Genomic DNA, 26,450 nt, shown 5'->3' with positions numbered 1-26,450 from the left:
ATTAACATGAAAAGAAACATATACAGCATACTCATAGCACTTGCGGTACTATTCGGTTTGAAAGAAAATGTCGTGGCGCAGGCCCCGCAGGCAAAGTACGTGATATTGGTTACGGTAGACGGCTTCCGGCCGGAATTTTACCTGGACAGCAATTACGCGATGCCTACCGTCCGGGAATTAATGAAGAACGGGGTTGCTGCACAGGGTTTAAACCCTGTGTTTCCCTCGGTGACTTATCCAAATCATACCACTATGGTAACCGGCGTAACACCGGCAAAACATGGCATCTATTATAACACACCGTTTGAACCCGGGGGAGCAACCGGCAAATGGTACTGGGATTATAACCTGATAAAAGCGCCAACGCTTTGGGACGCGATGCATAAAGCAGGGAAAACAACTGCCTGTGTACGCTGGCCGGTAACCTTTAATGCCCCGATAGATTACAGGATACCGGAATATTGGGACTATAAAAATATGGCCGATGCAAGGCCGTATACGGCTGCTGCCACGTACCCTGCAACCTTGTGGAAAGAAGTACAGGATAATGCTACGGGTATATTGGAAGCAACCGACCTTAACGCGGATAATGATGAGCTGATACAGGACGAAAATGTAGCCCGTATAGCCGGGTACATCATTAAAAAGTATAAGCCAAACTTTTTAGCGCTTCACCTGGCTTGTACCGACCATTACGAACACGAAAACGGCCGCGACCACTACATGGTAAAAGCGTCTGTGGCAGGGGCGGACAGGGCTATCAAAACTTTGGTTGAAGCCGTAAACAGGGCTAAGATTGCAGATAGTACCTTAATTATTATCCTGGGCGACCATGGATTCGAGAATATCTGCCGCAGCTTCAACCCAAATGTCCTGCTGAAGCAGGCCGGTTTAATGACCGATGTTAAAACAGGCAACTGGAAAGCACAGTTCCATTCCTCGGGCGGATCATCGTTCCTGCAGTTAAAGGATAAGAACGATAAAGCTACACTAAGCAAAGTTGCCGTTATTTTAGCACAACAACCTGATTCTATAAAACAATACTATCAGGTAGTAAACAAAACCGGACTTGATAAAGTTGGCGCGGATCCCAATGTTGAGCTTGCGTTGAGTGGTTTGAACGGTACAACCTTGGGTAACGGCACAGAAACCTTAATTCAAAAGTTTAACAAGGTGAAAGGGACCCATGGTTTTTACCCGGATCATAAACAGATCCGGACAGGTTTTGTAGCCTTTGGCCCGGGCCTTAAAAAAGGAACGGTTATCCCGGTAATGAATATGGTAGATATTGCCCCGCTCATCAGCAAGCTAACCGGGGTACCGCTGCCTTCAGCCGATGGTGAAATTTATCCGGAGCTTTTTTACTAAAACAAAAGAGGCCGGAATTTTCCGGCCTCTTTATTTACAAGTGTTTCGTAAGGACTTCACAATGCCGGGTTCCTCCAATATATGGAGGAGATCAAAACGTGATTTTGATGGCTTTCAGGTAAGGCTCGATCAATTTAGTGCTTTTAAAACCGCGCACTTTTACAATTTCATTGATTTCCCGGTTGTAGAAGACTTCGGCGTAAAAGGTACCCATGTTATAAAGCTGTACAAACAGCTCGCCTTCCGGCCTGTCGCCAATAAAGGTGCCTTCCCAGACCGTTGCGGCTTTTTCGGGTAGGGTCATGGCATGGAAGTCGTATAGGGTGATCATGGTTTTCGTATTATTTCAGTTCCAAAGATGAGAGATATTTTCTAAAACCAGTGAATTTACAGGTTTTTTGTATGCGGGGTAAAGCGCGTGGCATTTGAAGCCATTTTTATCTTCTGCTTCCTTAACCGAGGTTCTCCTATTAGAGGGAAAAGTGGAGCCAGGGCCTGATTGGCTTGTCGTATTCACCGACCAGCTCTGTTAGTTTCCCGGCAAGTGCCGGTATTAAGCATGGGCAGCAATCGCCCAGATACCCCCTGGTGTACGATGGATGAGCAATAAAACTGCAAATCATACCTTCGTGTACTAACTGATATTTCGCTTTGGTTTAATCTACCTTAGTTATCCTGCCTGTCGCCGATAAAGGTGCCTTCCCAGACCGCCGCGGCTTTTTCAGGCAGGGTCATGGCATGGAAGTCGTATAAGGTGATCATCGTTTCCTGGTTGATGCTGCAGGCAAAAATGGGAAGATATTCTCTAACTGCGAAACCGGGGATAAAGCCAAAAAGAGAAGACGGGTTACGCCGGAAAAAAGCCGGAATATCCTCTTGAAACCGTATATACATGCGGAGGATGCCGCTGCCATCCCTGATGCGGACGTGGTGATGCGGTGATGGCATCCCTTCAAAAACGGGGACTGAGATGCCGGTCAGTTTAATGAAATTTTAATTTGAGGTAAGTGTAACAAATCTTTGCGTACGTTGTCATATGTGCATAGTACTATGTATTGCATGGTATTGTGTAAATCTCACAGTGGTTTAAACAGCTCAGAAACGTATTGTCAAACATTTAGCTATCACCTCATGAAACTAAAGTTTTTACTCCTCATCCTGTGTTCAATCGCTATGATCCGGGCATTCGGACAAGCAGGCCCGTCATTATTCGCAGTAAACGGCGTGGCCACCGATTCACTATCGAAACGACCGGTCGGCTATGTAACTGTGTACCTCCGCAACCCGGCAAAGCAATTGATGCGAACCGCCGTGACCAAACCCGACGGGACGTTCATTTTGGAAAAGCTGCCATCCGGAAAATACCTGCTCTCGCTGGTAAGCGTTGGTTTTAACTCAAAAACACTCCCCGTCGACTTGACAGACAGTGCGAAGCTTTCCATCAGTCTGGGCAACATTGCTATCAGCGAACAAATCACACAGCTAAAAACGGTGGCTATTACAGCCGATCGGCCCATCATTAAACAGGACATTGACAAACTCACCTACGACTTAAAATCCGACCCCGACAGCAAAAGCAGCAGTGTGCTGGAGATGATGCGGAAAGTGCCTTTGCTGAGCGTGGATGGCGACGATAATATTCTTTTGAAGGGGAATAGCAGCTACCGGATATTTGTTAACGGCAAGCCATCGGGCATGATGGAGCGTGACCCCAAAAATATCCTCAAAAGCATGCCGGCGTCAACCATTCAAAGCATCGAAGTAATCACCAACCCTTCGTCCAGGTATGATGCCGAGGGAATGGCTGGTATCATCAATATTGTCACCAATAAAAAAGTGAGTAACGGATACAATGGTACGCTAAACGTTAGCCAGGTGTTCCCGGTAGGCGGCCCGCGGTTGGGCGGGTCGTTTTCGTCTAAACAGGGCAAGCTGGAGCTGTCGGGTTACTTTGGTGCGAATGTTTCCAACTCGCCCGAAGTGCTCAATTCCATTACAAGGCTTTCTGCCGGGAGCAACCCAACCAGCCTCAGCCAGCGTAATACGGCAGAATGGGATGGCAGGAATGGCTATGCAGAAGTCGGGATCAGCTACGAAATAGACAGTCTTAACCTGATCTCGGGGCAATTCAATGTTAATGGAAATAACCAGGATGGTATCAACACGCAAAGTTCCGTTTTGAACGAAGCGGGTAACATGGTCCAGCAATACGACCTCTACAATAACAATACGGCAGGCGGGAGGGGCCTGAATGTGGCTTTAAATTACCAACTGGGTTTTAAAAGCAGCAAGCAAAGGCTGCTCACCTTTTCGTACCAGTATTATACCTTCAACAACAGGCAGCATGCGGCGCTGACGGCATCGAACCGGGTGAACTATGCCACGCCCGATTACCTGCAAAACAACGAAGGCGAATCTTCGGAACAGACTTTCCAGGTAGATTACGTACACCCTGTAAAGAAGCTGAATATCGAAATGGGGGTAAAAGCAATTATGCGTGATAACAACAGTGATTTTCAGTACCTCGGATATAATGCGGCAACAGGCGGTTTTGAGGCCGACCCGTCGCGAAGCAATAAGTTTGATAATAGCCAAAATGTATTGGGCGCATACAATAGCTATAGCTACACCCTGCAAAGCTGGAGCTTTAAAGCAGGCGCGAGGGTAGAGGAGACATTGATCGATGCTGATTTTATTTCTACCACATCGCAGCTGAGTAAAAACTTCTTTAATATAGTGCCTTCGGTAAGTATCAGTAAGCAGTTTAAAAACTCCGGTACAGTAAACCTCGGGTTTTCGCAAAGAATACAGCGTCCGGGTATATATCAGCTAAACCCTTTTGTAGACCGCTCGAACCCAAACTTCGAATCGTCGGGAAACCCCAATCTCAGGCCCGCGGTATCTAATAATATCCAGTTAGGTTATAGCAGAACTCAAAAGGCTTCACTGAACCTGATGCTCGGCTATAATTATTTTAATGACCTGATCATGCCTGTTGTGGTTTTCGATCCGGCCACGAATATTACCCGCAACAGTTTTGATAACACTGGTAAAGCCCGCCTGTTTACCTTCAACGGTAATATCAATTACCCCATCACCAAAAAATGGAGCTCATCGTTCAACGGCAGAATTGCGCATGGCCGTGTGCAGGGTATAGTGAATGGTCAGCTGGTAAAAAACCAGGGCTTTATGTATGGCGCATCGGTCAGCAGCGCTTATAACTTTGAGCAGGGCTGGCGCGTTAGCACCAACGTGTTTCTGAATGGCCCGAACCTTTCCATCCAGGGTACTTCAAACCCTTATGCCAGTGTATCGTTCACGGTTAATAAAGATGTGGTGAAGGATAAACTTTCGTTCTCGGCCACGGTCAATAACCCTTTCACTAAATATAGGAATAACATCAGGAATTCATTCGGACCCGATTTTACCCAAACAAATATTAACCGTGCCTATTTCAGAGGCTTCACCGTCAGCCTGAATTACCGCTTCGGCAAGCTGAAAGAAGCGGTGAAGAAAAGCAAGAGGGGTATCAGTAACGACGATGTTCAGGGAGCGGCTTCGGGGAACTAAAAGCATTTTCGAAATTCAAGAACAGCAGTACAATATTAAACCGGATACCCGAATTCTGCGGTGCTTTTTTGCAACAATGGTAACTGTAAGGCTCGATTCAGCATAGCGTTTTTTTGCTGCAAGCTTTGATCGCCCCGTTCCGGGCCCGCTCTCCGAATAACCTGGTTAAAAGAATGACCGGGCCCTGCGGGTGCCTCGTCCGGCAACGGTAGCCGGAAGCTTTCGGGGTCTGTTTGCGCTGCTTATAGCGTTTTGCTCCATTACTCCGGCCAGGGCGAATGCAAAATGGCGTCACAGAAGTCTTGTCTTTTATACCCCGGGATCATGCATACACAAATGTCTGCATTGATGCTTCCGTAGGTAGTATGCGGTTTATGTTTAAAACCATCAAAAAAAGTCGTTATCATGTTTTTCTTTAGCCCGTTGCGCGGAAAATGTTTGACAATTGCTTCACGGTCGTTATCCGATAACTGATCATAGCCCCTGCCCACTACATCCAGCGCCGCTCCAAAATTAAGCAGCGCTACTTCCGGCTCTTTGTACTCGGCAATACCCGGTGAGGTATGAAGCGCAATGGCGTCCCAGACCAGTTGCAGCGATGGCGGTGAAACACCGTGAGCACGCAGAAAATCCCGGGCCGCATTCGCGCCATCAACCTCGAACCTTTTATCGTCGCTCCGGTAATGAGGGGTTAGCCCCAGATCATGAAACATTGCGCTGACGAACAATAACTCTGCATCATACCGGCTATTATTTTGCCTGCCGTTCAGCGCTGCGAAAAGAAATGTACGAAGCGAATGGTTGTACAACAGTTCACTGCCGTGTTCGCGTAATAGTTCTGTTGCCTGCCTGGCGATCACGCTGTCGGGTATTTTTATACCAGCGATAATTTTTCCTGAATTTTCCATCATATACACTTTAAAAAAACGAATTTAATGCCCGCAGGCCCTGGGAAAGGTGCCGTTTCAGGTCATTATTTCTTTTCGGGGACCAGAAAGGCTTTCCCCTTGTTCCCGACAAAAAAGGCGATCAGTTTAGCAGGTTTGTCTTTGCTTGTATTTCTTGTTCTGGCGTGGAGGCCGTTTGGCCTCTCGTAAAAAGCATCGCCCGCTTTGTAATGATAAACCTTGCCATCGAAGGTGGATTCCAGCTCACCCTCCAGAACATAGCCGAAGGTTGGTATAGGGTGCCGGTGGGCCGCCAGATTCTCGGCAGGGGCAAAATTAACAATAACCATTTTGACTTCCTGCTCTTTGAGGCCGGAGGATGGGATAAGTTGTTTAAGAATAACGCGTGGGGGAGTACCGGCAACAGGTGCATGGCCGGAATGCTGTGCCTTTGCATTTAATGTGAAGATAACGCAATAGGTTAAAAAGGTGATCGTTGCTTTTTTCATTTGGGGTCAATTTATTATATTGTTTAAATAGCTTCTGTCTTGGTTGATATGCCGATGCGGTTTAAAAAGTTCATGTGGCAGATGCAAATGATGATGTCGGTTATTTCTTTTGGTGTAAAATAGGAGCGGAGTTTTTCATACGCGTCGTTTGACATGCCATGATCGAAAATAAATGTTACTTCCTCAGCTACCTCCAGGACCGCGCGCTCGATCCCGCTGAACAGGGGACTTTCCTGCCAGGCCGGCAGGGCGAATATGCGGCGGGATGTCTCTCCATGCTGCAAGGCATCCTGCGTGTGGTAATCGATGCAATAGGCGCACTTGTTCAATTGAGAAACCCTGATCTTAATGATCTCTATCAGGTTTTTAGGAAGGGTAGATTGATATAAGCGTTTATCGATCTGAGATACCAGTTCCCAGTATAAGGGCTCTTCTTTCCATACATCGAGACGATGTTTGATTACTTTATTCATAACTTTATTTGTGTTTCACAAAGGTAAAGCGCACAAATTCCGATATGCTTAAACTGGTTTAAGAAAGATATTTTTTCTTTATTTCGCTCAGGTACTCCGGTGTGAACCCTAAAAAAGAAGCAAGCAGGTATTGGGGAACACGCTGTGTAAAATCCGGAAAATGCTCGAGGAAATGCCGGTACAATTCTTCTTTAGAAAATTCATAGAGATATCTTAGTCTCATTTGTGAGGCCGCGTAGGCCCGCTGGAAAACCACGTGAAAATAAGCGTTCATTTCCGGGAGCTGTTTGAGTAACGCGCGTTGGCCGTCTGAACTTATACATAAAACCTCAGTATCCTCTGTGGCGCGGATTGAAAATTGCGCTATGCCCCCGTTTGGGAAAGCGGTAAAATCCGAAGCCCACCAGTTTTCCAAAGCAAAGTCAAGCGTCTGTTCCGTCCCGTTTTCTCTCAGGTAAAATAGTTGGACACACCCTTTGATAATGAAGAATTTTTCAAAGCACCTTTGTCCTTCTGTCAATAGCAGTTCGTTTTTTTTATAGGTTTTACAGGCAAAGAAAGACGCGAGCAAACCGGGGTCGACCGCTTCAATTGAACAGGATTTTCCAATATGGATGAGTAGTTGCCGGATCATTAAAGTATTATTGCCGCACGCGAAATTACAAAATTTGCAAATGAATGTTCACTCAAGACAGATATAGCCTTCCGGCCTCGTGCAGTTAAAAAACCGTGACGATAAAGTGGCCCTTCAATTACTTGTTGTTTCATAAATATCCTCCGTTGATTATCTATAAAATACATTTTTATGAGCCCGGGTGTTTTTCAAATCATATACTTAGGTTAAAAAACAATGTAAGATAACACGATTTCGCTAATCAGATTCCGGGACCTACGATACTGAGTGATTCACTATTTTTCTTACACTTATTTTGTATATTTACTTGTGCTTTGCAAGTAAATATACAATAGGCTGCAGTAAACAATACAAATTGGCTTTATGAAATCAATTACGCCGCGTTCTCGATGTCCGATAAGTTTCTCGCTTGACATACTCGGTGATAAGTGGATATTATTGATCCTGAGAGATATGATTTTTGCCGGTAAATCATCTTACAATGAGTTTCTGCAGTCAGCGGAAAAGATTGCGACTAATATCCTGGCCGATCGCTTAAATATCCTCGAATCACAAAAGTTGGTGGAAAAGGTAGTAGCCAGTGATAAAAGATCCAAGTTCACCTATATCCTGACAGAAAAAAGCATTACCTTAATTCCGGTGATCTTAGAATTATCCATTTGGGGTCTTTCCAATTTTCCGCCTGAAACTGATCCTGATTTAATAATAGCACTCGAATCTGACCGGGAGGAGACGATTAAAAAGTATAAAGAGCTGGCACGAAAGCGTGCGGAGCAACAAAGAAAATCATCACAAGCAGTTCTTTAATCTTTGATTTCTCTCTTTGTACCCCGAGACTTCCGACACTTTTATTTGTTCTTTAGTCTGAACCAATGCTTCCACGCTCGCTTATAAAATGCTGTAGCCCGAATCCCAACAACCTGATCGTAGAAGTTATCTAAGAATGCCATCATCGTTGCCTTAAAATAACCAATGTAAATTAACTTGCAATTTGCAAGTTAATTTACATTGCCATTACTTTAATTGCGTTATGATGTAATAAGTTTGTCATCAAGATGATCGTTGAACGTTATGGTACTTTATCCGCATTGGCTAAGGATTATTAATACTGATTATAAAATGGAAAAGCCTAAAATTTTAATTACCGGTGCTACAGGTTCCACAGGTATGCCATCGGTTGAGGTTCTGTTGCAAAAAGGATTTCAGGTACGTGCGCTCGTGCATAAAGAAGATGCGCGGTCAGCCCGTCTTAAAGAACTTGGTGTTGAGATTGTTGTCGGAGACATGCAAAACCTGGATGATGTCAGATTAGCGTGGCAAGGTGTTAAAAGAGGATATTTCTGTTATCCTTTAAGCCCCGATCTGCTGGATGTAACCGTGATATTTGCGCAGGCCGCTAAAGAAGCCGGCGCTGAATTTATCGTCAACATGTCACAGAAACAAGTGACCTCAACTTCAAAAAGCCCGGCGACGATTCGTCATTTTTTATCAGAAGAAGTTTTCAAATGGACCGGCATCCCGACGGCACACCTCAGGCCGACTTTTTTTGCGGAATGGTTCTTATATGTCTCCGGCCAAATTAAGGCTGGTAAACTACAAATGAGTTTTCCCGCTGAGGCAAAACATGCTCCCATTGCCGGCGAAGACATCGCGAGGACTGTCGGCAGTATTTTAGCTGATCCGGATCAGCATATCGGGAAGGTTTACCAGCTATTCGGACCTGAACTATTAAGTTACAGGGAAATCGGCGAAATTATCGGCAAGACCTTAGGGAAAGACATTGTCTACGAACAGGTGAGCGTACAAGATATGGCTGATTCGATTGGCCTGGGAAGTTATGATCATTTTAAAAACCATGTTGCCAATACAGAAGGTGACAATATATTTGGTGAACCTACTTTTAATAATAAAATAGAAGAAATCACCGGAAGGCCACCAATAACGTTTGCTGATTTTATTGAAAAGAATCGCAGAGCATTTACCTTATGAGCAAAGTTTTCATCATAAAGCGCCTCAGCGTAATATGGTTCTTAAATTACTTGCTGTTTCATAAGTACTCTTTTTTGAAGAATACTTAGGTTAAATCCCCTGGCGACGATCGCTCAGGGGATTTTTTATTTAAGTCCGGTTCCTATTTTAATGCCCGGTAGCCATCCGCGATATGCTAACGGCGGGCAGCAAGTTCATTATCCCTGTGAGAATCAAAAGTAGCTGATACATTATGGTTCCGAATAAAATCTTCATTACACGTACCGGGTGTAGCAGCACATGGAGAAACCGGACCTGTATGAAAAGAATAAGACGGACTATGGCCTTCTTTGAGTTCAATAATACGAAGATCAAGGAAGCAGGGAAAAGCCGCATGCCTTACAGGTTATCGACCCGGGTCTCTACGGCATCTTGTACAGATTGTGGTAAAGCAGATAACAGGTTATAGCCGGTAGCGCTTTCAATACTGCGCACGCTGCAGCGGTAAGTCTTCCAGTCGGAATTGGTCGTATTAATGTTCGGGGTGTTCACGGCGATCACGCGTGTAGAACTGGTCACACGGCTCAGGTCGCTGTTGCCATTTGGCAATACTACGACCACTTTCCAGACATTTGACGGCACGGTGACGTGGCCGCTGTTGATGGTGCTGGCAAAACCATTCGATCCGGTACCGCCGGTGCCGTAACTGCCCATGACAATGTACACCTCATTGCCTGCGGCAACCAATGAACGGGCATAGTTCTCCAGGTTAGCCCAGGTCTGCTGGTTATTATTGGGTGCCTGCGGGATCATATTGGTCATCAGAAAGGTTGCTTCATTGGCTGTAACGGTTGTGGTTCTATCTGCACTGGGGCAGTTGTGGCCACGGTCAAAGCCGGAACCGGAATAACTGGTGCTGCCGACCTGATACCAGCCGGAAGGCAAATTAAGGTCTGCACGGAAAGCGTCAGTACGGGCGGTTGCACCTAAGCTGCTGCTGCCTACATACCAGCTTACCCAGTTCGGGGTACCCCGGTCGCGGTTATAGCTTTCCGTAAAATAAGTCTGGTCCATCAGGTAGTTGGCCGGGAAAACGATGCTGCCGGTCGCTCCGCTGGGGTTGCCCATCAATAAGTTGCTGTTATCGCCGGTAGAACCGCCGGTGCCGCCACCGGTTGAACCATTGTCATAACTGTTCACGATAAAGTCGTCGATATTAATGCGGTTGGTGCCACCGCTGGTCTTGCGCAGTTGGAAACGGAGTGTACCTGCCTGGTTCACCGTAAAAGTGGCCGTATTCAATGCGGCCGATGATGCGGTAATGGTGCCGCCCACCTGGGTATAGCTGCTGCCGCTGTTCGATGATGCCCACAGCTGGAACGCCGAGGAACCATCAGTTCCGTAAACGGCATACTTTACCGTTACGGTAGATGCACCGGCTGCAACGTTAAAGTTCATACCCAGGGTGCCGGTATTACGGATGCGTACCGACTGGCTGCCCGCCTTATGGTCGGATGTGGTATTGCCGATCAGGGCGTCGTCCATACTCCAGGAGCCGCTGCCCAACGTAACATTACTTATTGCGTAAGCGGTCTTGCTGCCTGATTCAAAGCCCTCGGAAAAGGTTTGAGTGATGGCCGTCGTTCGCAGTTTCGATGATACAGCGGTGGTTTGGCCTGTTCCGCTCTCTGGAGCGGGCGCGGTTGTGTCCTTGGAACAAGAGGCCAGCAGGAACAGCGCCGCCAGCGGGGAAAATAGTAAATGTCTGATTTTCATATAAGTTTTTAGGTTGCTTTAACGTAAAAATCATAGCCGGTATGTTAAGCCTGGGTTAAGGTATCATGGTCATATTGTTTCTTTCGGCGGCAAAGCGCACGGTGCGTGAGTTCAAAATTTCCCCGTTGAAGTGTCGCTATAGCAAATACGAATATTATTTTAAGCCGGTTGGGTGGTCAAACGCTAACTCCCCTTTACGGATTTTAATAAAAATTATCGTCCTTGGGTTTGACAATTACCTGGTGATATAGGGCGACCTCTTCAGCCATGGTCCATCAACAACCTATGAAACAGGCAAACTGATGGAGGTTAATATTAATAACTTAACAGGCGTTACCGGCAGCATTGTTGTGAAAATGAATAACCAAACCTTAACCATTGGTAATTACACTTACCAGGAGTTAAGTGTTCAGGGTATTAGCCCGGCAAACGGTGCTGCCGGTACACATATTCGTATCACAGGCGCCGGCTTTAGCAGCACAACTGGCCCTGCGGAGGTATTTGTGAATGGCAAACCCGCATTGGTTGTAAGTGCAAGCGATAATATTTTAGTTGCCGAAGTGCCGGAAAGCGCGGGCACGGGCCCGGTTACGGTTAAGGTAAACGGAAAAGAAGCCAACGGCCAGATCTTTAAATTCCAGGTCATATCCGGCATCAAACCGGCTACAGGGGGTAAAGGCACCCACGTGAAAATTACGGGCGGTGGTTTTGATGATGTCAAAGCAGGTAACCTGGTAGATTTTAACGGTAAACCTGCTTTAGTTACAGAAGCCACAGCCGAATACCTGGTAGTAACCGCGCCTGATGGTGTGCAAACAGGCCCGGTATCGGTAACCATTAACAATCAAAAAGCCACAGGGCCGATATTTACAGTGGTGCCCATGCCTAAAATAGATGCGGTTACCCCATTAAGCGGGCCTGCGGGTACGGTAATGACCATTACAGGAGAAAATTTCAGCACATTTACGGACGAAAACAAAGTAACCATAAATGGTAAGCCTGCGGTTGCTTTAACGGCAAGTGCTTTTAAAATTACTTTAACCATACCGGGTGCCACAGGTAATGGCAAAGTTGTTTTAGATGTTAACGACCAGGTTGTGCAAGGGCCTGATTTTAAAGATCAAACGTTGGGTATAGCTACTTTAAGCCCCGATAATGGCCTTGCCGGTACACAGGTAACAATTACCGGTACTGGTTTTAATACCAATGCGGCATTAAACACCGTAACCTTTAACGGAGAGAATGCACAGGTAATAAGTGCCACGGCAACAAGCCTGACAGTTGCAGCACCCCCAACATTAACATCGGGGCCGGTAAAGGTTGCAAATGCCGGTCAAATTGCCACATCACCGGTAAACTTTAACCGTGCCGGTATTATGACATTAGCCGGTGGGCCAAACAGCTCAGATCTTAATATCAAAGAACGTGGGGCGAGTATCGCAGTAGATAGCCATGGCAATGTGTTCCTGGTAGATTTTACCAGCCAGTGTATCAGGAAGATCACACCGCAAGGCGTAGTTTCTATTTTTGCGGGTAGCACCAGCAAGCAATCGGGTAATCAAAATGGTACAGGCACGTCGGCCTTGTTCAGTTTTGGTTTTACTAATGGTATTGTTGTTGATAAGCAAGATAATCTTTATGTATCTGATGGATATAATAATACGATCCGTAAAATTACACCGGCGGCAGTAGTTAGTACGTATGCAGTAAATTTAAACCAGCCGGGCAAACTGGCTATTGATGATAATGGCATTTTATATGTACAAACCTCATATAGTCTTACACGTGTTGATAAATCGGGTGTCAGGTCGGCCATGAGTGGTTTTTATGGTGGCGCGGATTATGGTTCGCCTGTAATTATTGGGTCATACCTGTATTACTCTGATACCGAAAGCCTGTATATAAACCGTTACGATCTGGATAATAAAACCAATATACGTGGTTGGGCAGGTAATGGTAATTTTGGAAATTCTGATGGACCCAAAAATCAGTCATCACTGGTTATCCCCCTGGGTTTAATAACCGATGGGCAGGGTAATATTTACTTCTCTGACGGGTTTGCAGCAACAACCAGAAAAATAAACTTAACGTTAAATGAATTAAGTACTATTTCGAGTCAGCCATCTACAGGCTACAAGGACGGTGGTTTAAATGAGGCGCAATTCAGGAACAGGTCAGACATGGCAATAGATAAGGATGGCAACATTTATATTGTAGACCAGTATAATAATGCCATACGCAAAATGTTCCTGAAATAATATTTTTGATCTCTGATCACACAATGTTACGGGGCGGTTTTACCGCCCCGTTTTAAACTATCAGCACCCTAAATGAAAATTCCAATATACATAATTGAAGAAGTACTTATCAGACTGCAGGAAATCAACCCCGAAATAGGCAAGTTGAAAACTATGGAAAGACTAGGTTCGCAAATGATCATTAAAACAGGTAACGGGATAATAACTGTGCCCGTACTGTTATTGAGTTTACAACTTCATGATCCCTCTATGTTGAAAAGCGCGGATGTAGAAGCCCTGGCAAAGCAATTTATAAAACAAAAGGACACAAAAAATGGTCTGGTGGCTTCCAATATACCTAACTTTCATGAGCGATCTTCAGAAGAGGGATTTCAACTATAAGGTAACAATTTGTTAACGCCAATTGCAGTTTCAGCACACGTTTAATGCGGTAATTTGAAGTTCAGCGGTTGACAGTATGCAGTTCATTTTTAATTTTATTTCGTTACCCTTTATCGGCGGGGTGCCTTTGAGCACCGGCTTGCTGGTTGTGTTTCTGATATGCCTGCTGGCAGTCGTTGGGTTCTCCAAGATCAGTACGTCATCAAGGGGAGTTTATTCGAGAACTTAGAGCTAGGGCAAGAGTTTTGGAACCTCCTCAAGATCCGAACGCAATTCAACTTGAGCTTCAACAATAAATTTATGACTTTGACATAACAAAAAATAAAGTGAAAAGAATAGTATACCTGTCTGTATGTTCCTATTTTCATGCAGAAGCAATTCAACCAGTAAAGAAGCTAGCCAATTTCAAGAGCATAAAATAGACTCTGGCGCTCATAAAACCGTAACAGATACGGAAAAAAAGGAGGAAGTAAAAGCGAAAACAAAGAGTGTTGTAGTTAGTACTAGATAGTTAACCAACTGATGGTTACATCGGGCGGCAAATAGTCGGATGCAGGTACGATTATTTCAGCAGAAGCATTAAGAATAAGGACTGAGGCAATAATCTTTCAATTAATAAATAAACTTTCACAGGGAATTAAACGCCCTTGATTTTTCATGGGAATTCTTTTTTATGATTAGTTTAAAGGAATAGTGTCGTAATCCGGCTAAGTTTACGCAGCCCCTCAATACTTTCAATTTGTACCCCGCTATCTTTTGGCAACAGTTTTCCCAGGCGGGTGACAAACACATTCCTGCTCGTCCGCTATTTCCGAACATGGTGATCAATGGCTCCGGAACATCCACTTTATTTGCTATTTTGGAGCACTTTCGCGGTGGATATATGAAGAAAACAAAAGCTGCCTTTCCTTATTACAGAGAAATTAATGATTTCCTGGCTTCTATTCCTTGGCCGGCCCGCACAGACGATCCTGATTTTTTTTGTCTTCGGTTAAAGCCATTGGATAAACAAGAACTATCCGTTTACCGGCCACCATTTAAACGGTCGTTCTATTTTTTTGCACTACTTTTTAATTCCGGCAAAATCGAAGTGAGTTATGGCAGCAACACCGTGCAGAATCCAGACTCTTATTTGGTGTTTCATTCTCCAAACCTGGTTTACAGCTTTGCACATAACAATTCGCTGGAAGGTTATGTTATTTATTTTAAGCCGGGGGCTTTCGCCTTTTTTCGCCCGGAGTTTCATGAGCAATTTCCTTTATTTGACGTATTGCATACAAACCTGTTCAAATTTAACCGGGCAAAATTCAATGAATTAGCCTCCCATTTTGAAGCGGTGTTCGATGCTTATGAGCGGTCAGCTAAAGCGCAGCATATCGAGGCGCGATTGAAATTATTGGGATTACTCTATCATTTGGAAGACTTTGCATTAGAACGAAATACCGAAATCCGGCTTCAGAGTCCACAGCAAACCTTATTGCGAAAGTATATTCAATTAATAGATAATCATTATATTGATAAGCGTACAGTGGAAGGGTATGCGAGTATGCTTTCAGTAACCGCTAATTACCTCTCACAAGCCGTCAGGCAAGCGTCTGGCCAGAAGGCGCTTTCATTTATTACAGGTCGCCTAACGACCGAAGCAAAATCGCTTATACAATACACAAGCTTTGAAGTTTCTGAAATTGCTTATAAGCTTAACTTTTCTGACCCTACCAATTTTGGACGATTCTTTAAGAAACAAACGGACTTATCACCTTCAGAGTTCAGAAAACGCTTCAGATAAGGAATTGACCTGTTTATCCAAGATTTTGATATGTATTTCAAAGTGGAGTTAATTTTATTTGTATTCAAATTTTAATTGTATGCCAAGCAAAGTGTTTATCAATCTACCCGTACAAGATCTTAACAGATCAAAGCAGTTTTTTCAGGACTTAGGATTTTCATTCAATCCTCAGTTTACCGATGACAAGGCCGGATGCATGGTCGTTAGCGACAGTATTTTTGTAATGCTGCTCACGGAGGCTTATTTTAAATCTTTTATCGATACCGAAATATGCGATGCCCATCGTTCTACAGAAGTGCTAATCGCACTCGACGCCGGATCAGCAGATGAAGTGAAGGGATTTATAAGCAAAGCCAAATCATTGGGCGGGACTCTCTATGCGTCCGCAAAAGACCATGGTTTTATGTATCAACACAGTTTTGCAGATCTTGATGGCCATAAATGGGAAATGGCATATGTGGATTTGAGCCAGTTTCCGCAAGCCTAAAATTTAAGACATGAACTACAACTCAGCGATAGACAGCTATATTGCAAATGCAGCAGCGTTTGCAAAACCCATTATGGAGCATTGGCGCAAGCTTGTTCACGAACGCTGTCCCGATGTAACGGAAGTTATAAAATGGGGTATCCCACATTTCGAACATAAGAACGATAACTTGTTCGTGATGGCGTCCTACAAAAATCATTGCTCTTTTACGTTCCTGAGGGACGAAATAATGAGCGCCCCGCGGCTAAAGGCAAACAAGGGCCTGAAACCTATCCAAAGATTTCTGGGAAAGATTACTAACCTAAGGGAGTTGCCGCCGGACGAAGAATTTACAGCCATGCTCGATGAGGCCAGGCAGTTAAATGAAAAAGGTATCAAAATAAAACGCGTGAAGCCTGAAAGTGTTAAACCCAAGGTGCTTGAAACACCCGATTACCTAATGGCTGCTTTAATGGCTAATCTCAAAGCAAAGGAGGTGTTCGAAAGTAGGTCCAATTCGTTCCGCAAAGAGTACATAATTTGGATCAGCGATGCTAAGACAGACGAAACACGTCAAAAAAGGATAAATGAAGCTTTGGAGTGGATAGCCGAAGGAAAAGGCAGGTTTTGGAAGCATCAAAAATAGCCGCCATGTTCCCGGCCTTCTATTCGACAGAGGCGAAGGCTTTGCCTCAATGGCCGTCTTGTACATACATCAGCAAATGGTGCTACCATGGTATTGGACGTTAAGCCTCCAGTCGCAATCATCCCGACCGATTTATTTAGTTATAACGGGCCAACCGCTTTTCCAGTGCAATTTCTCTATTCTTAGCTTCGGTATGCCTTTATCTGAAGCATCATATGCATGAAATACGAGATAGTCCATGCCATTAAAATTGGCTACGGCATTATGACCTACGCCATACCACTTACCATCGCCTTCTAAAACCAATGTGCCGCCACCTGTTTGCAGGGAAACTCCATTCTTATCAATGTAAGGTCCTTTTATTTCTTTAGACCGGCCTATGATCATTTTGTACGTACTTTTCGGTCCCTTACAACAGTAATCTGTAGATGCGAAAAGATAGTAATACTTATCTTTTTTGTAGATAAACGGTGCTTCAATGGCATTTCCGCCTGCATCAACCGGGTTACCGTCAACAGCAGGCGGATTAGTTGCTGAAGCACTTTTTTTTCGGCTGGCAATGGTTGGGAGGTATGCAATGTCTTCTGCTACACTTAGTCTGTCTTTATTTAGTTTCACCATCTTCAATCCATCCCAAAATGAGCCAAACGTAAGATAGGGCGTACCTTTTTCATCCTCTATCAAATTCGGGTCAATCGCGTTCCAATTGGTCTTCCCCGGATAAGACTGTATAATGCGTCCATGGTCAACCCATTTATATGCGGGATCACCTGTGTGCAAGGTGGTATTAGTCGCTAAACCTATGGCCGAGGTATTTTTACCAAACACGGACACCGAGTAAAACAGGTAATATTTGCCGTTATGATAGGAAATATCAGGTGCCCAAATATGACCTTTAAACCCTGGAATAGAGTCCACAGCCCATTGAGGGGCGGTATCAAAAATAGCCTTCTCCTTTTTCCAATTCGCCATGTCCTTTGATGACCACATGGCTATACCATTACCGGTGCAAAATATATAATAAAGACTATCCTGTTTTATAATAACCGGATCGTGAACGGAGATATCCCTTTTTAATTCCTGCGCGCTGCAAACGGAGCGGAGGGTATAAATTAATAGTAGTAATAAAAGCCTTTTCATAATGATGATTTTAGAGCATACACTACTTAGCCTCCTTAACGCCTTCTGTAGTCATTACCACTTTTTTTATAGAGCCATCGTCGTTATAATACAGATAATCAATACAAACGGAGCGGCGGAAACTGCCGCCGTTTGGCGGGATGGCGCCGTTATGGTAAATAATGTACGACTTATCCTTAAATTCGATGATAGCCTGGTGGTTAGTATTGGAGTTGCCTGCCAGTTCGTTAAACAGGCCTTTAAACTCCCACGGACCATTAATATTTTTGCTCATGGCATAAGCCAGTTTTTCAGGAAACTGATAGGCGTACGACAGGTAATACCAGTCGCCATGTTTATGTATCCAGGGTGCTTCGGTAAAATTCGGCAGACCGTTTATTTTTATTATCGGGCCATCAAGCTCGGTCATGTTGGGTTTTAGTTTGGCATAGTAACAAGCCGAGTTACCCCAAAAAAGGTAGGCTTGCCCGTCGGTATCAATAATTACGGAAGGGTCTATATCGTCCCAGCCAATTTTAATATCAGTGGTCATGTTATTGGTAATAAGCGCTGAACCACGGGCATCTTTAAAAGGACCCATAGGATTATCAGCTATGGCAACGCCGATCGCTTTGCCCGGCATCGTAGCATGCTCAATCGCAACGTACCAGTAAAACTTACCATCGCGTTCAATAACCTGCGATGCCCAGGCATCGTCCTTAGCCCATTTAAAATCCTTTACATTTAATGGTGAGGGGTGCTCCGTCCAGTGTACCATGTCCTGTGATGAGTAGCACAGCCATTCATGCATCTCATAAAAATTCTTTTCAGGCAGCGCCACGTCATGTCCGGTGTACAGATACACTTTATCTTTATATACCAAAGCGGCCGGGTCCGCAGTGTATTTATTCTTTATTATGGGGTTGCCTGCAGCTGTGTCTAAATGTCTAAGGGCCGTTATATTCCGCGCGTCTTTAGCTGGTGAACATGCATTGAAAGTCATTGAAGCGACCACTATAGCCAGAGAAATAATTACTCCATCCTTTTTATTGAATAACGCCATATTATTTGGGTTTTAATTTTATTACTCCGAAAGAAACCGAAGGTAGGATAAATTTTTTAGTTGTCAAAAGAACACTTAAAAAAATGAAATGTAAGTGTGTATTGCTTACGCTAATAAATTGCTAATTACAGCTCATTTTAATTGAATGATAAATTCTTAGTTGAATTTTAATCCATTTTTGTTATAAGTGTTAAATGAACACTAAATAATAGACAAAGCCGAAATCTTAAGAATAGGCGCTAACCAATTTATTTATTTATTTACGAAAAGTTTCTTTTCACCGGCCAGGTTTTGTAAAGCGGCGGCGATAGGTACGGTCAGACCATTTCTGGTTGTAAAAAGAACACAGATCCGGTAAGATGGAACACTGCAGCTCCTGTTTTTGCTCCGGGTACACGGCCGGGCCGGATAAATTCTATGTATCCGGTTTTGACGGTATATTTTGGGCACCTGGATTGTCCATGGGGGAGGAAATACTACTGTACTACTCATTTTTATTTTTAAGTGTTCTTTTAACAATAAAAAAATAACATATCTTAGTTTTTAATTAGCCAGTGGCTAATGCACCAAAAACCAATTATAACCAGATCAGCATTACCAAAATCCGGATACCAGAGATGGGTATGTTAATTTGAGGTTTCTTCGGCCGGATAGTAAGAAAGCGGATATTTAATTTATTAATAAATATAACCAGTTAAAGATGTTGGATACAGAGATCAAGGACCTGCTGATTGATATAGCTTTGAATAACAGCCGGGCATCTTTCAAAAGGTTATATATAGCTTATTATAATAAATTATTTACCCTGGCTAAATCGCTGGTGAAATCAAGTGAGCTTGCAGAGGAGATTACAGATGATGTGCTTTTAAGCCTGTGGATAAGGCGATCCGGTTTAACAGAGATCAATAATTTTACTTTTTATGTCTATTCGGCTATAAAGAATAAATCGCTTACCTATCTCTCAAAGGCACAAGTAAATAACGTAAACATTGACCATGTTGATGTAGAGATAGCCGCGCCTTCTGCCAGCGGTGAAGACAAACTTGCCTGCGAAGATCTCACTAAAATTATTAATATCGCCTTAAGTAAACTCTCTGGGCAATGCAGATTGGTGTTCAAACTGGTAAAGGAAGATGGTTTAAAATACCGGGATGTTGCCGGATTGCTGGATATATCTGTTAAAACTGTAGAATATCATATGGGGAATGCAATGAAAATGCTGTCAAAAAGCATTGAAAGTTCAAAAAAACAGATAGTCTTTTCGCCCTTTAGTGAATCGTTAAAAAAATAATTAATTTTCTGACTAGGGTATTCTCATTATTTACAGACTCTATTATTAGAGAACTATAAATAATGATTAATAACGTTTGGATACTTATTGGTAAAAAGTTCAGCGGAGAAGCCTCGCCTGAAGAACTGCTTGAACTCGAGGAGCTGTTGCAGCAGGGGGGAGGAGAGCAGTATCCGCTCCGGTTGCTCGAGGAGATCTGGGAAAACGAGCATCAAAACAATTCCGACGATAAAATACTAAACACATGGGAGGCTTTTGAGGTTAAACTTGATGCTGCCGATAAAAACGAAACTGAAGAAGCCGCGAAGGTTGCTGACATTAACGCTAAACAAAAAGTAATAAAATTCATTAAACATGCTTCCTGGCTTGTTGCCGCGAGTTTAATTTTAGGGGTATTTTTGTTTACACGTCATGGCGATACAGCTAATTACAGGCCAAACGAAATAAGTGCCCCTAAAAATGGCATCAGTAAAATTCAATTGCCCGATGGTACTAAGGTCTGGCTAAACTCAGGCAGTAAGTTGGCCTATGGCAACGATTTTGGAACGGATGTAAGGAAGGTATCATTGGTTGGCGAAGCTTTTTTTGATGTGGTGAAAGATGCCAGACATCCGTTTATAGTAACGACCCCAACCATCAGTATCAGGGTGTTGGGCACCCGCTTCAACTTACGGTCCTATAAAAATGATAAAACTTCTGAAGCCGCGCTGCTACGCGGGCAAATAGAACTAACTGTTTTACGAAACCCCGAAAAGAAGATTATTCTCAAGCCATCAGAAAAATTAACTGTTATAAATAATGAAAACGTTGCAGGTAAAGCCAATAAACAACAGGCAAACGTAGGCGAAGAAACACCTCTGATTGCACTAAGCAGGATCCATCAGGCTAAACAGGATACTTTACCATCAGAAGCGCTTTGGTTAGAAAATAAGCTGGCCTTTGATGCCGAGGATTTTGAGGGGCTCGCTAAAAAGCTGGAACGCCGTTATAATGTTTCTATTGTTTTTGACAACGAAAAGGTGAAAAAACTAAGATTTACCGGCAAATTCCAGAATGAACCAATTAACAAAGCCTTAAAGGCTTTACAAACCACAACCAATTTCCACTATAAAATTAATAACAATCAAATTGTAATTCATTAATTATTAACCAATCATAAATGCCTATGCATAAATAACTATCTAAAGACTACGCCAAAAAAAATGGGGAAATGTTGACGCATTCCCCCATGTAAATGGTACAAGTTAACTACCAGTCCTTCTATAAACCAAATAGTTAAATAACCTTAATGCTAAATTATGAAAAAAAATGCACACCGCATTAACCAAGTGCGGCGGAACCAATTTTTGAAAGTACTTCTTATGTTTAAATTTATCCTTATTCTGGTCATCGTCTCTTCCATGCAGGCGTTTTCCAAAGGGTATGGTCAGACCAAAATAAATGTCAGTTTTGAGAAAGTGCCGTTAAAGAAAGCGCTCAGAGAGATTGAAAAAAAATCTGATTACCACTTTTTGTACAATGATGATGTGCTGGCGAAAAACAACTTGCCGGCCAGTTTGAATACCAAGGATGCCTCACTGGATGAGGTAATGAACGCTTTGCTCCATAAAACCAACCTGGGATATACGCTGAGCGACAATAACCTTGTTATTTTATCCGAAAAAGGAAGCATCCTTTCCGCGGTTACGGTAACAGGAATCGTAACAGACGAAACTAACCAGCCATTGGCGGGGGTGAGTATAAAAGTAAAAAAATCAGAATTAGGTACCCAAACCGATGTAAATGGCAAATATGCCTTAAACATTCCTGATGCAAATGCCAACAACGTCGTATTGGTATTTTCTTATGTTGGTTTTAACCAGCAGGAGCTGCCGCTCAATGGCAGCACGGTAGTTAATGTAAAACTCCTGCCTGCATCAAGCTCACTTAACGAGGTAATTGTAGTAGGTTATGGTGGTGTAAAAAAGAAAGACATTACCGGTTCTGTGGGTATTGTAGATGCTAAAGAAGCCAAAAAGCTCTCTACCAATGATATGTCGCAATTATTGCAGGGCAGGGTGGCAGGTGTTGTTGTTAACAGCGATGGCCAGCCCGGCGCTTTCCCGAGTGTACGGATTAGAGGGTTTAATACCTTTGGCGATTCAGCGCCTCTCTATGTAATTGATGGAGTTGCGATGTCAAACTCCCCGCGTGATTTTAACCCCAATGATATCGAATCAATGCAGGTGTTAAAGGATGCATCGGCGGCGGCTATTTATGGCTCAAGGGCCGCCAATGGTGTGGTAATTATCACCACAAAGCAGGGAAAAAAAAATACGGCCTTCAAAATTGATTACAGCGCTTATTATGGCGTAGACAAGATCTGGCAAAGAATCCCCGTACTTAACAGGGTACAATACCAAACCGTTATTAACGAGGTCAATACCAATGCCGGTTTACCCCTTATCCCCGGCAACGATCCGGCGTCGTCAGTTTTTGTGAGCAATACGGATACCGACTGGCAAAAAGTAGGTCAAAAGAACGGTAACCGCCAGAATCATGATCTGAATTTTTCGGGCGGAAGTGAGCATTTTACCTATAATGTTTCCTTAGATTATTTTGGTAATAAAGGAACTTTTGTGGGTAATGGTCCAACTTATGACCGTTATTCGACCCGTGTAAATACAACCGGCGAAAAGGGGATCTTCAGGTTCGGTGAGTCAGTGGTTTACACCCATTCACATGAAAACGCGTTAACTTATCGTTCTGATATCCTCACAGGTAACAGGCCACCGCTTATTATCGATTTAATCGAAGCTGTGCCAACCCAGCAATTATATGACCCTACAAAGGTTGGCGGTTTCGGCGGTATCCTGTCCACGGTTCAAAATGTAATCTCGCTCAACGCGGTAGGTATCAACTCGCTGATAAAAAACTATACCGACGTTGACCGGATATTCGCCAGCGCCTTTGGTGAAATAGACCTGCTAAAATACAAAGGGCATAGTTTAAGGTTTAAAACCAGCCTGGGTTATGATAAGGTATTGGCTAATGATTTTTCATACCAGCCTCCTTTTGACCTGGGTTACTTTTTTAACCAAGCCATTTCGCGCCTGGATAATACCGAGCGTTTGTACACCACAGCGCAGATAGAAAATACGATAACCTATAACAAGCGGTTTGGTAAGCACGCTGTTGACGTGTTGTTAGGCCAGTCATACCAGCAAAATAATTTTCAAAACCTTTACGGCCATTCCGAAAATGTTATTGCACCATACCTTACTTTGAGTAACGGGACTAACAAAACCACTGATGGCACTAAATCTGAAAGTACATTATCATCATACTTTGGCAGGGTGAACTATAATTTTGATGATCGTTACCTGTTAACTGCTACATTACGCCGCGATGGGTCATCGCGTTTTGCGCCTGATCACCGGTATGGTTATTTTCCATCGGCTGCTTTGGCCTGGCGTATTTCGAGCGAGGAATTCTTTGCTCCGCTTAAGAATATCGTCAGTGACCTGAAATTCAGAGGTGGCTACGGTAAACTGGGGAACCAAAATATCGGCGATTATCTGTACACTTCATACATTAACTCCAACATCGTTTATAATTTTAATAATACGAAGGTTACCGGCGGGCTGGTAACCAACCTGGTTTCGGAGAACATTAAATGGGAAAGCCGTTCAACAACCAACCTGGGTTTTGACGCCACTTTGTTGAATGGCGCTGTCGACCTGTCGGCTGAGTATTATAACAGCAAAACCGCTGATGTATTAGTAGGTGTACCAATCCCTTCATCAACAGGTTCTGTAAACCAGGCACCGGTAGTTAACGCGGCTACTTTACGTAACCGGGGGGTTGAAGTTACAGTGGCTTATCATAAACGTACAGGCGAATTTACCTGGGATGTTGCGGCCAATATCGCCACTGTAAGGAACAAAGTGCTTGCATTGGGCGGTAATAACGAGCCCATATATGGCGTGGGTTCAAAAACCGAAGTAGGTGGTGAAATTGGTGAGCATTATGGCTACGTGGCCGAAGGCATTTTCCAAAATCAGGCAGAAATCGACGCGCACGCCAGACAGGAAGCGGGCACCGCGCCCGGTGATATCAAGTTCAGGGATATCAACGGTGACGGTGTAGTAACCCCTGCGGACCGTACTTATCTGGGCAGCGCAATACCTAAATTAAATTACGGCCTGAACCTTTCGGCGGCGTATAAACGTTTTGACATTTCTGTATTCACTTCCGGCAGTTCCGGCTTCCTGATTAACAGTCGCTTATACCGCGATCTGATGCTGACTACTGATTACATCAACAGGAGCACTGATATATTAAATCGCTGGACACCGACCAACACTAATACCGATATCCCTCGCGTGGTTCAAAACGATCCTAACCAAAACCAGCGCGACTCGAACCGCAAGGGCTGGCTGCAGAATGGTAAATACCTGCGCATTAATACCGTACAGTTGGGGTATGCCTTCAAGAAGGACCTTATTAAAGGTGTATCAAACCTAAGGGTTTATGGTACGGCCCAAAACCTGTACTCGTTCCAGGCTTATAAAGGCTTTAACCCCGACTTTACTTCGGGCGTGTTTAACCCGGGATTTGATGCCGGCTCCTTTCCTAAGCCAAGAACCATATTAATGGGTGTACAGGTAGGTTTTTAACAAAGTTGTTTAGATCGTTAATTGAATCAACATGAAAAAAATTAAATATTTCGCTATAATAATATTAACAGCATCCCTGTTTGGGTGCGATAAAAAGCTGGATCTTCAAAATCCTAATGCGCAAACATCAATACAGTACTGGAAAACAGCTGCCGATGCCAGTGCCGGGGTTTCGGCCATTTACAACAGTATGATACAGGATGGCAGCTATATGCGTATGTACCCTGCACTTACCGATGGCCGCGGCGATGATTTTAAGGGCGACAGTCCCTGGGGCGACCTTGTCCAGGTGGCCAATTTTACTATTCCAACCACATCGGGGCCGGTGCAATGGGTATGGGCCCAGCATTACCAGTGGGTATACCGTACCAATCAGGTTTTAACCAACGTGCCGGCCATTGCCATGGACGAAGGCTTAAAAACACGCTTGTTGGGGCAAGCCTATTTTTTAAGGGCGCTTGCGTATTTTAATTTGGCACGTACCTACAAAGTGGTTCCGCTTATTTTAACCGTACCTAAAGATCAGAAAGATTATTATCCGCCAACGGCAAGCGAGGATGAGCTATGGAACCAGATCTATGATGATTTCCAGAAAGCCGCGACCATGCTGCCGGTAAGTTATGCCGGTGTTAACGGACCCGATCAGGGACAAAAGGGACGCGCTACAAAAGGCGCTGCGGTTGGCTTGCTTGGTAAGGCTTACCTGTATCGCCAGAAATGGCAGGAGGCAGCCGATCAGTTTAAGCGGCTCATTGACGGGCCGGAGTTAAATATTTATAACCTGATGACGGATTTCAGGGATAACTTTAAACCTACTAACGAGAACAATGCCGAGTCGTTATTTGAAATACAGTTTGCTGATCCGGCAACGGTTGGCGGTACGGTAGGGAACTACGGAGGCGAGCCGAATGCCAATTGGAAGCAGGTCTCATCAATAGGACATACTTATGCCATGGAGGGTTTTGGTTATTCGGACTTTTTGCCCACCCGCTGGATCTACGATGAATTTAAAAAAGAAAAAACGATTGATGGTCAGCCCGACCCCAGATTGCTGGCTACTATAGCATCATACGAACCTGGTGTATCTGAGCTGGCTTATTTTGGACCATGGCTTAACTCCAAAACCAATATTTATCCGCGTAAGTATACCCATGACGGCATCCCGGGCTTTACCAATGAGAACAATGGCATTGAAAACTCAGGTATTAATTACCGGGTTTTAAGATACGCAGACGTGCTGTTAATGTATGCTGAAGCACTGAACGAATTAGGTCAGACAACCGCAGCTTATCAATATATCCAGCAGGTAAGGGACAGGGCCATCTGCCCAATTTGGCAACGACCAAACCGGGCATGAGCCAGGCTGGTATGCGTGAGCAATTGGGCCATGAAAGGGCTTTGGAATTTGCTATCGAAGCACAACGTATCAACGACATTATTCGCTGGGGCTGGCTGTATAAAGCGGATAAGCTGGCAGAGTTAAAAACCCACGACGTAGAGTTTAATACCTGGACGCCCGGCAACGAATATTTGCCGGTACCGCAAACTGAATTGGATGTGAACAGGAATTTGAAACCTAACCCTGCCAACTAAACGT

21 protein-coding genes and 1 pseudogene are annotated in these 26,450 nt (G+C 44.0%); 13 read left to right on the top strand and 9 right to left on the bottom strand.

Annotated elements, in window-relative coordinates:
• Nucleotides 1-6: 6 nt before the first annotated feature.
• Nucleotides 7-1,368, top strand: coding sequence for an alkaline phosphatase family protein (locus NPE20_RS04725; protein WP_256537452.1), 1,362 nt, complete (start codon nt 7-9; stop codon nt 1,366-1,368).
• Nucleotides 1,369-1,459: 91 nt separating this feature from the next.
• Here the strand turns inward: NPE20_RS04725 and NPE20_RS04720 are convergent, their stop codons facing one another.
• Nucleotides 1,460-1,699 carry a hypothetical protein gene (locus NPE20_RS04720; protein WP_256537451.1) on the bottom strand — a complete coding sequence of 80 codons (240 nt, stop codon included), beginning with the start codon at nt 1,697-1,699 and terminating at the stop codon, nt 1,460-1,462.
• Nucleotides 1,700-2,034: 335 nt separating this feature from the next.
• Nucleotides 2,035-2,262, bottom strand: coding sequence for a hypothetical protein (locus NPE20_RS04715; RefSeq protein WP_256537450.1), 228 nt, complete (start codon nt 2,260-2,262; stop codon nt 2,035-2,037).
• A 237-nt stretch (nt 2,263-2,499) separates the two neighbouring features.
• On the opposite strand from NPE20_RS04715, the gene NPE20_RS04710 reads away from it, so the two are divergent.
• Complete coding sequence (locus NPE20_RS04710; RefSeq protein ID WP_256537449.1) at nt 2,500-4,938, top strand: TonB-dependent receptor domain-containing protein; 2,439 nt, start codon at nt 2,500-2,502, stop codon at nt 4,936-4,938.
• A gap of 260 nt (nt 4,939-5,198) precedes the next feature.
• Here NPE20_RS04710 and NPE20_RS04705 read toward each other — a convergent pair whose 3' ends face one another.
• The 4 genes from NPE20_RS04705 to NPE20_RS04690 all read right to left on the bottom strand — a co-directional run bounded on the left by NPE20_RS04705 (nt 5,199) and on the right by NPE20_RS04690 (nt 7,441).
• Entirely contained in the window at nt 5,199-5,849 is a 651-nt protein-coding gene (locus tag NPE20_RS04705; RefSeq protein ID WP_256537448.1) for an HD domain-containing protein, read from the bottom strand.
• A gap of 62 nt (nt 5,850-5,911) precedes the next feature.
• Nucleotides 5,912-6,334 carry a cupin domain-containing protein gene (locus tag NPE20_RS04700; RefSeq protein ID WP_256537447.1) on the bottom strand — a complete coding sequence of 141 codons (423 nt, stop codon included), beginning with the start codon at nt 6,332-6,334 and terminating at the stop codon, nt 5,912-5,914.
• Between the two features lie 23 nt (nt 6,335-6,357).
• Nucleotides 6,358-6,807 (bottom strand): carboxymuconolactone decarboxylase family protein, encoded by a 450-nt coding sequence (locus NPE20_RS04695; protein WP_256537446.1) that lies wholly within the window; start codon nt 6,805-6,807, stop codon nt 6,358-6,360.
• Nucleotides 6,808-6,865: 58 nt separating this feature from the next.
• A complete protein-coding gene (locus tag NPE20_RS04690) occupies nt 6,866-7,441 on the bottom strand; it encodes a Crp/Fnr family transcriptional regulator (RefSeq protein ID WP_256537445.1) in 576 nt (191 codons plus the stop codon).
• Between the two features lie 363 nt (nt 7,442-7,804).
• Here NPE20_RS04690 and NPE20_RS04685 point away from each other — a divergent pair, with 363 nt between their 5' ends.
• The gene (locus tag NPE20_RS04685; protein WP_256537444.1) at nt 7,805-8,248 is read left to right on the top strand and encodes a winged helix-turn-helix transcriptional regulator; all 444 of its coding nucleotides are present in this window, start codon (nt 7,805-7,807) and stop codon (nt 8,246-8,248) included.
• Nucleotides 8,249-8,560: 312 nt separating this feature from the next.
• Nucleotides 8,561-9,430: an NmrA family NAD(P)-binding protein gene (locus NPE20_RS04680; protein ID WP_256537443.1), complete on the top strand. Its 870-nt coding sequence runs from the start codon at nt 8,561-8,563 to the stop codon at nt 9,428-9,430.
• Nucleotides 9,431-9,808: 378 nt separating this feature from the next.
• On the opposite strand, the gene NPE20_RS04675 is transcribed toward NPE20_RS04680, so the two are convergent.
• Complete coding sequence (locus NPE20_RS04675) at nt 9,809-11,185, bottom strand: DNA/RNA non-specific endonuclease (protein WP_256537442.1); 1,377 nt, start codon at nt 11,183-11,185, stop codon at nt 9,809-9,811.
• A 302-nt stretch (nt 11,186-11,487) separates the two neighbouring features.
• Here NPE20_RS04675 and NPE20_RS04670 point away from each other — a divergent pair, with 302 nt between their 5' ends.
• The 5 genes from NPE20_RS04670 (at nt 11,488) to NPE20_RS04650 (ending at nt 16,722) form a co-directional block, all read left to right on the top strand.
• Nucleotides 11,488-13,443 (top strand): IPT/TIG domain-containing protein, encoded by a 1,956-nt coding sequence (locus tag NPE20_RS04670; RefSeq protein ID WP_256537441.1) that lies wholly within the window; start codon nt 11,488-11,490, stop codon nt 13,441-13,443.
• Nucleotides 13,444-13,515: 72 nt separating this feature from the next.
• The gene (locus tag NPE20_RS04665) at nt 13,516-13,824 is read left to right on the top strand and encodes a hypothetical protein (protein ID WP_256537440.1); all 309 of its coding nucleotides are present in this window, start codon (nt 13,516-13,518) and stop codon (nt 13,822-13,824) included.
• Between the two features lie 739 nt (nt 13,825-14,563).
• Nucleotides 14,564-15,610, top strand: a complete 1,047-nt coding sequence (locus tag NPE20_RS04660; RefSeq protein ID WP_256537439.1) for a helix-turn-helix domain-containing protein — start codon at nt 14,564-14,566, stop codon at nt 15,608-15,610.
• Between the two features lie 79 nt (nt 15,611-15,689).
• Nucleotides 15,690-16,097 carry a VOC family protein gene (locus NPE20_RS04655; protein ID WP_256537438.1) on the top strand — a complete coding sequence of 136 codons (408 nt, stop codon included), beginning with the start codon at nt 15,690-15,692 and terminating at the stop codon, nt 16,095-16,097.
• 10 nt (nt 16,098-16,107) lie between these two features.
• Nucleotides 16,108-16,722: a YdeI/OmpD-associated family protein gene (locus tag NPE20_RS04650; protein ID WP_256537437.1), complete on the top strand. Its 615-nt coding sequence runs from the start codon at nt 16,108-16,110 to the stop codon at nt 16,720-16,722.
• A 132-nt stretch (nt 16,723-16,854) separates the two neighbouring features.
• Here the strand turns inward: NPE20_RS04650 and NPE20_RS04645 are convergent, their stop codons facing one another.
• Together NPE20_RS04645 and NPE20_RS04640 are read right to left on the bottom strand one after the other, a co-directional pair.
• Nucleotides 16,855-17,862 carry an arabinan endo-1,5-alpha-L-arabinosidase gene (locus NPE20_RS04645; RefSeq protein ID WP_256537436.1) on the bottom strand — a complete coding sequence of 336 codons (1,008 nt, stop codon included), beginning with the start codon at nt 17,860-17,862 and terminating at the stop codon, nt 16,855-16,857.
• A gap of 22 nt (nt 17,863-17,884) precedes the next feature.
• Entirely contained in the window at nt 17,885-18,904 is a 1,020-nt protein-coding gene (locus NPE20_RS04640; protein WP_256537435.1) for a glycoside hydrolase family 43 protein, read from the bottom strand.
• A 700-nt stretch (nt 18,905-19,604) separates the two neighbouring features.
• Between NPE20_RS04640 and NPE20_RS04635 the strand changes: the two genes are divergently transcribed.
• From NPE20_RS04635 to NPE20_RS04620, 4 genes and pseudogenes are all read left to right on the top strand, one after another.
• Nucleotides 19,605-20,195 (top strand): RNA polymerase sigma-70 factor, encoded by a 591-nt coding sequence (locus NPE20_RS04635; RefSeq protein WP_256537434.1) that lies wholly within the window; start codon nt 19,605-19,607, stop codon nt 20,193-20,195.
• 62 nt (nt 20,196-20,257) lie between these two features.
• Complete coding sequence (locus NPE20_RS04630; RefSeq protein WP_256537433.1) at nt 20,258-21,337, top strand: FecR family protein; 1,080 nt, start codon at nt 20,258-20,260, stop codon at nt 21,335-21,337.
• 219 nt (nt 21,338-21,556) lie between these two features.
• Nucleotides 21,557-24,853, top strand: a complete 3,297-nt coding sequence (locus NPE20_RS04625) for a SusC/RagA family TonB-linked outer membrane protein (RefSeq protein ID WP_256537432.1) — start codon at nt 21,557-21,559, stop codon at nt 24,851-24,853.
• A gap of 31 nt (nt 24,854-24,884) precedes the next feature.
• Nucleotides 24,885-26,446: pseudogene (locus NPE20_RS04620) on the top strand (RagB/SusD family nutrient uptake outer membrane protein).
• The last annotated feature ends 4 nt before the right edge of the window (nt 26,447-26,450 follow it).

The organism is Mucilaginibacter aquariorum, from assembly GCF_024498135.1.
Lineage (GTDB): Bacteria > Bacteroidota > Bacteroidia > Sphingobacteriales > Sphingobacteriaceae > Mucilaginibacter > Mucilaginibacter aquariorum.
The sequence above is the reverse complement of the archived record's forward strand: the minus strand, read 5'-3'. Positions and strand labels throughout refer to the sequence as shown.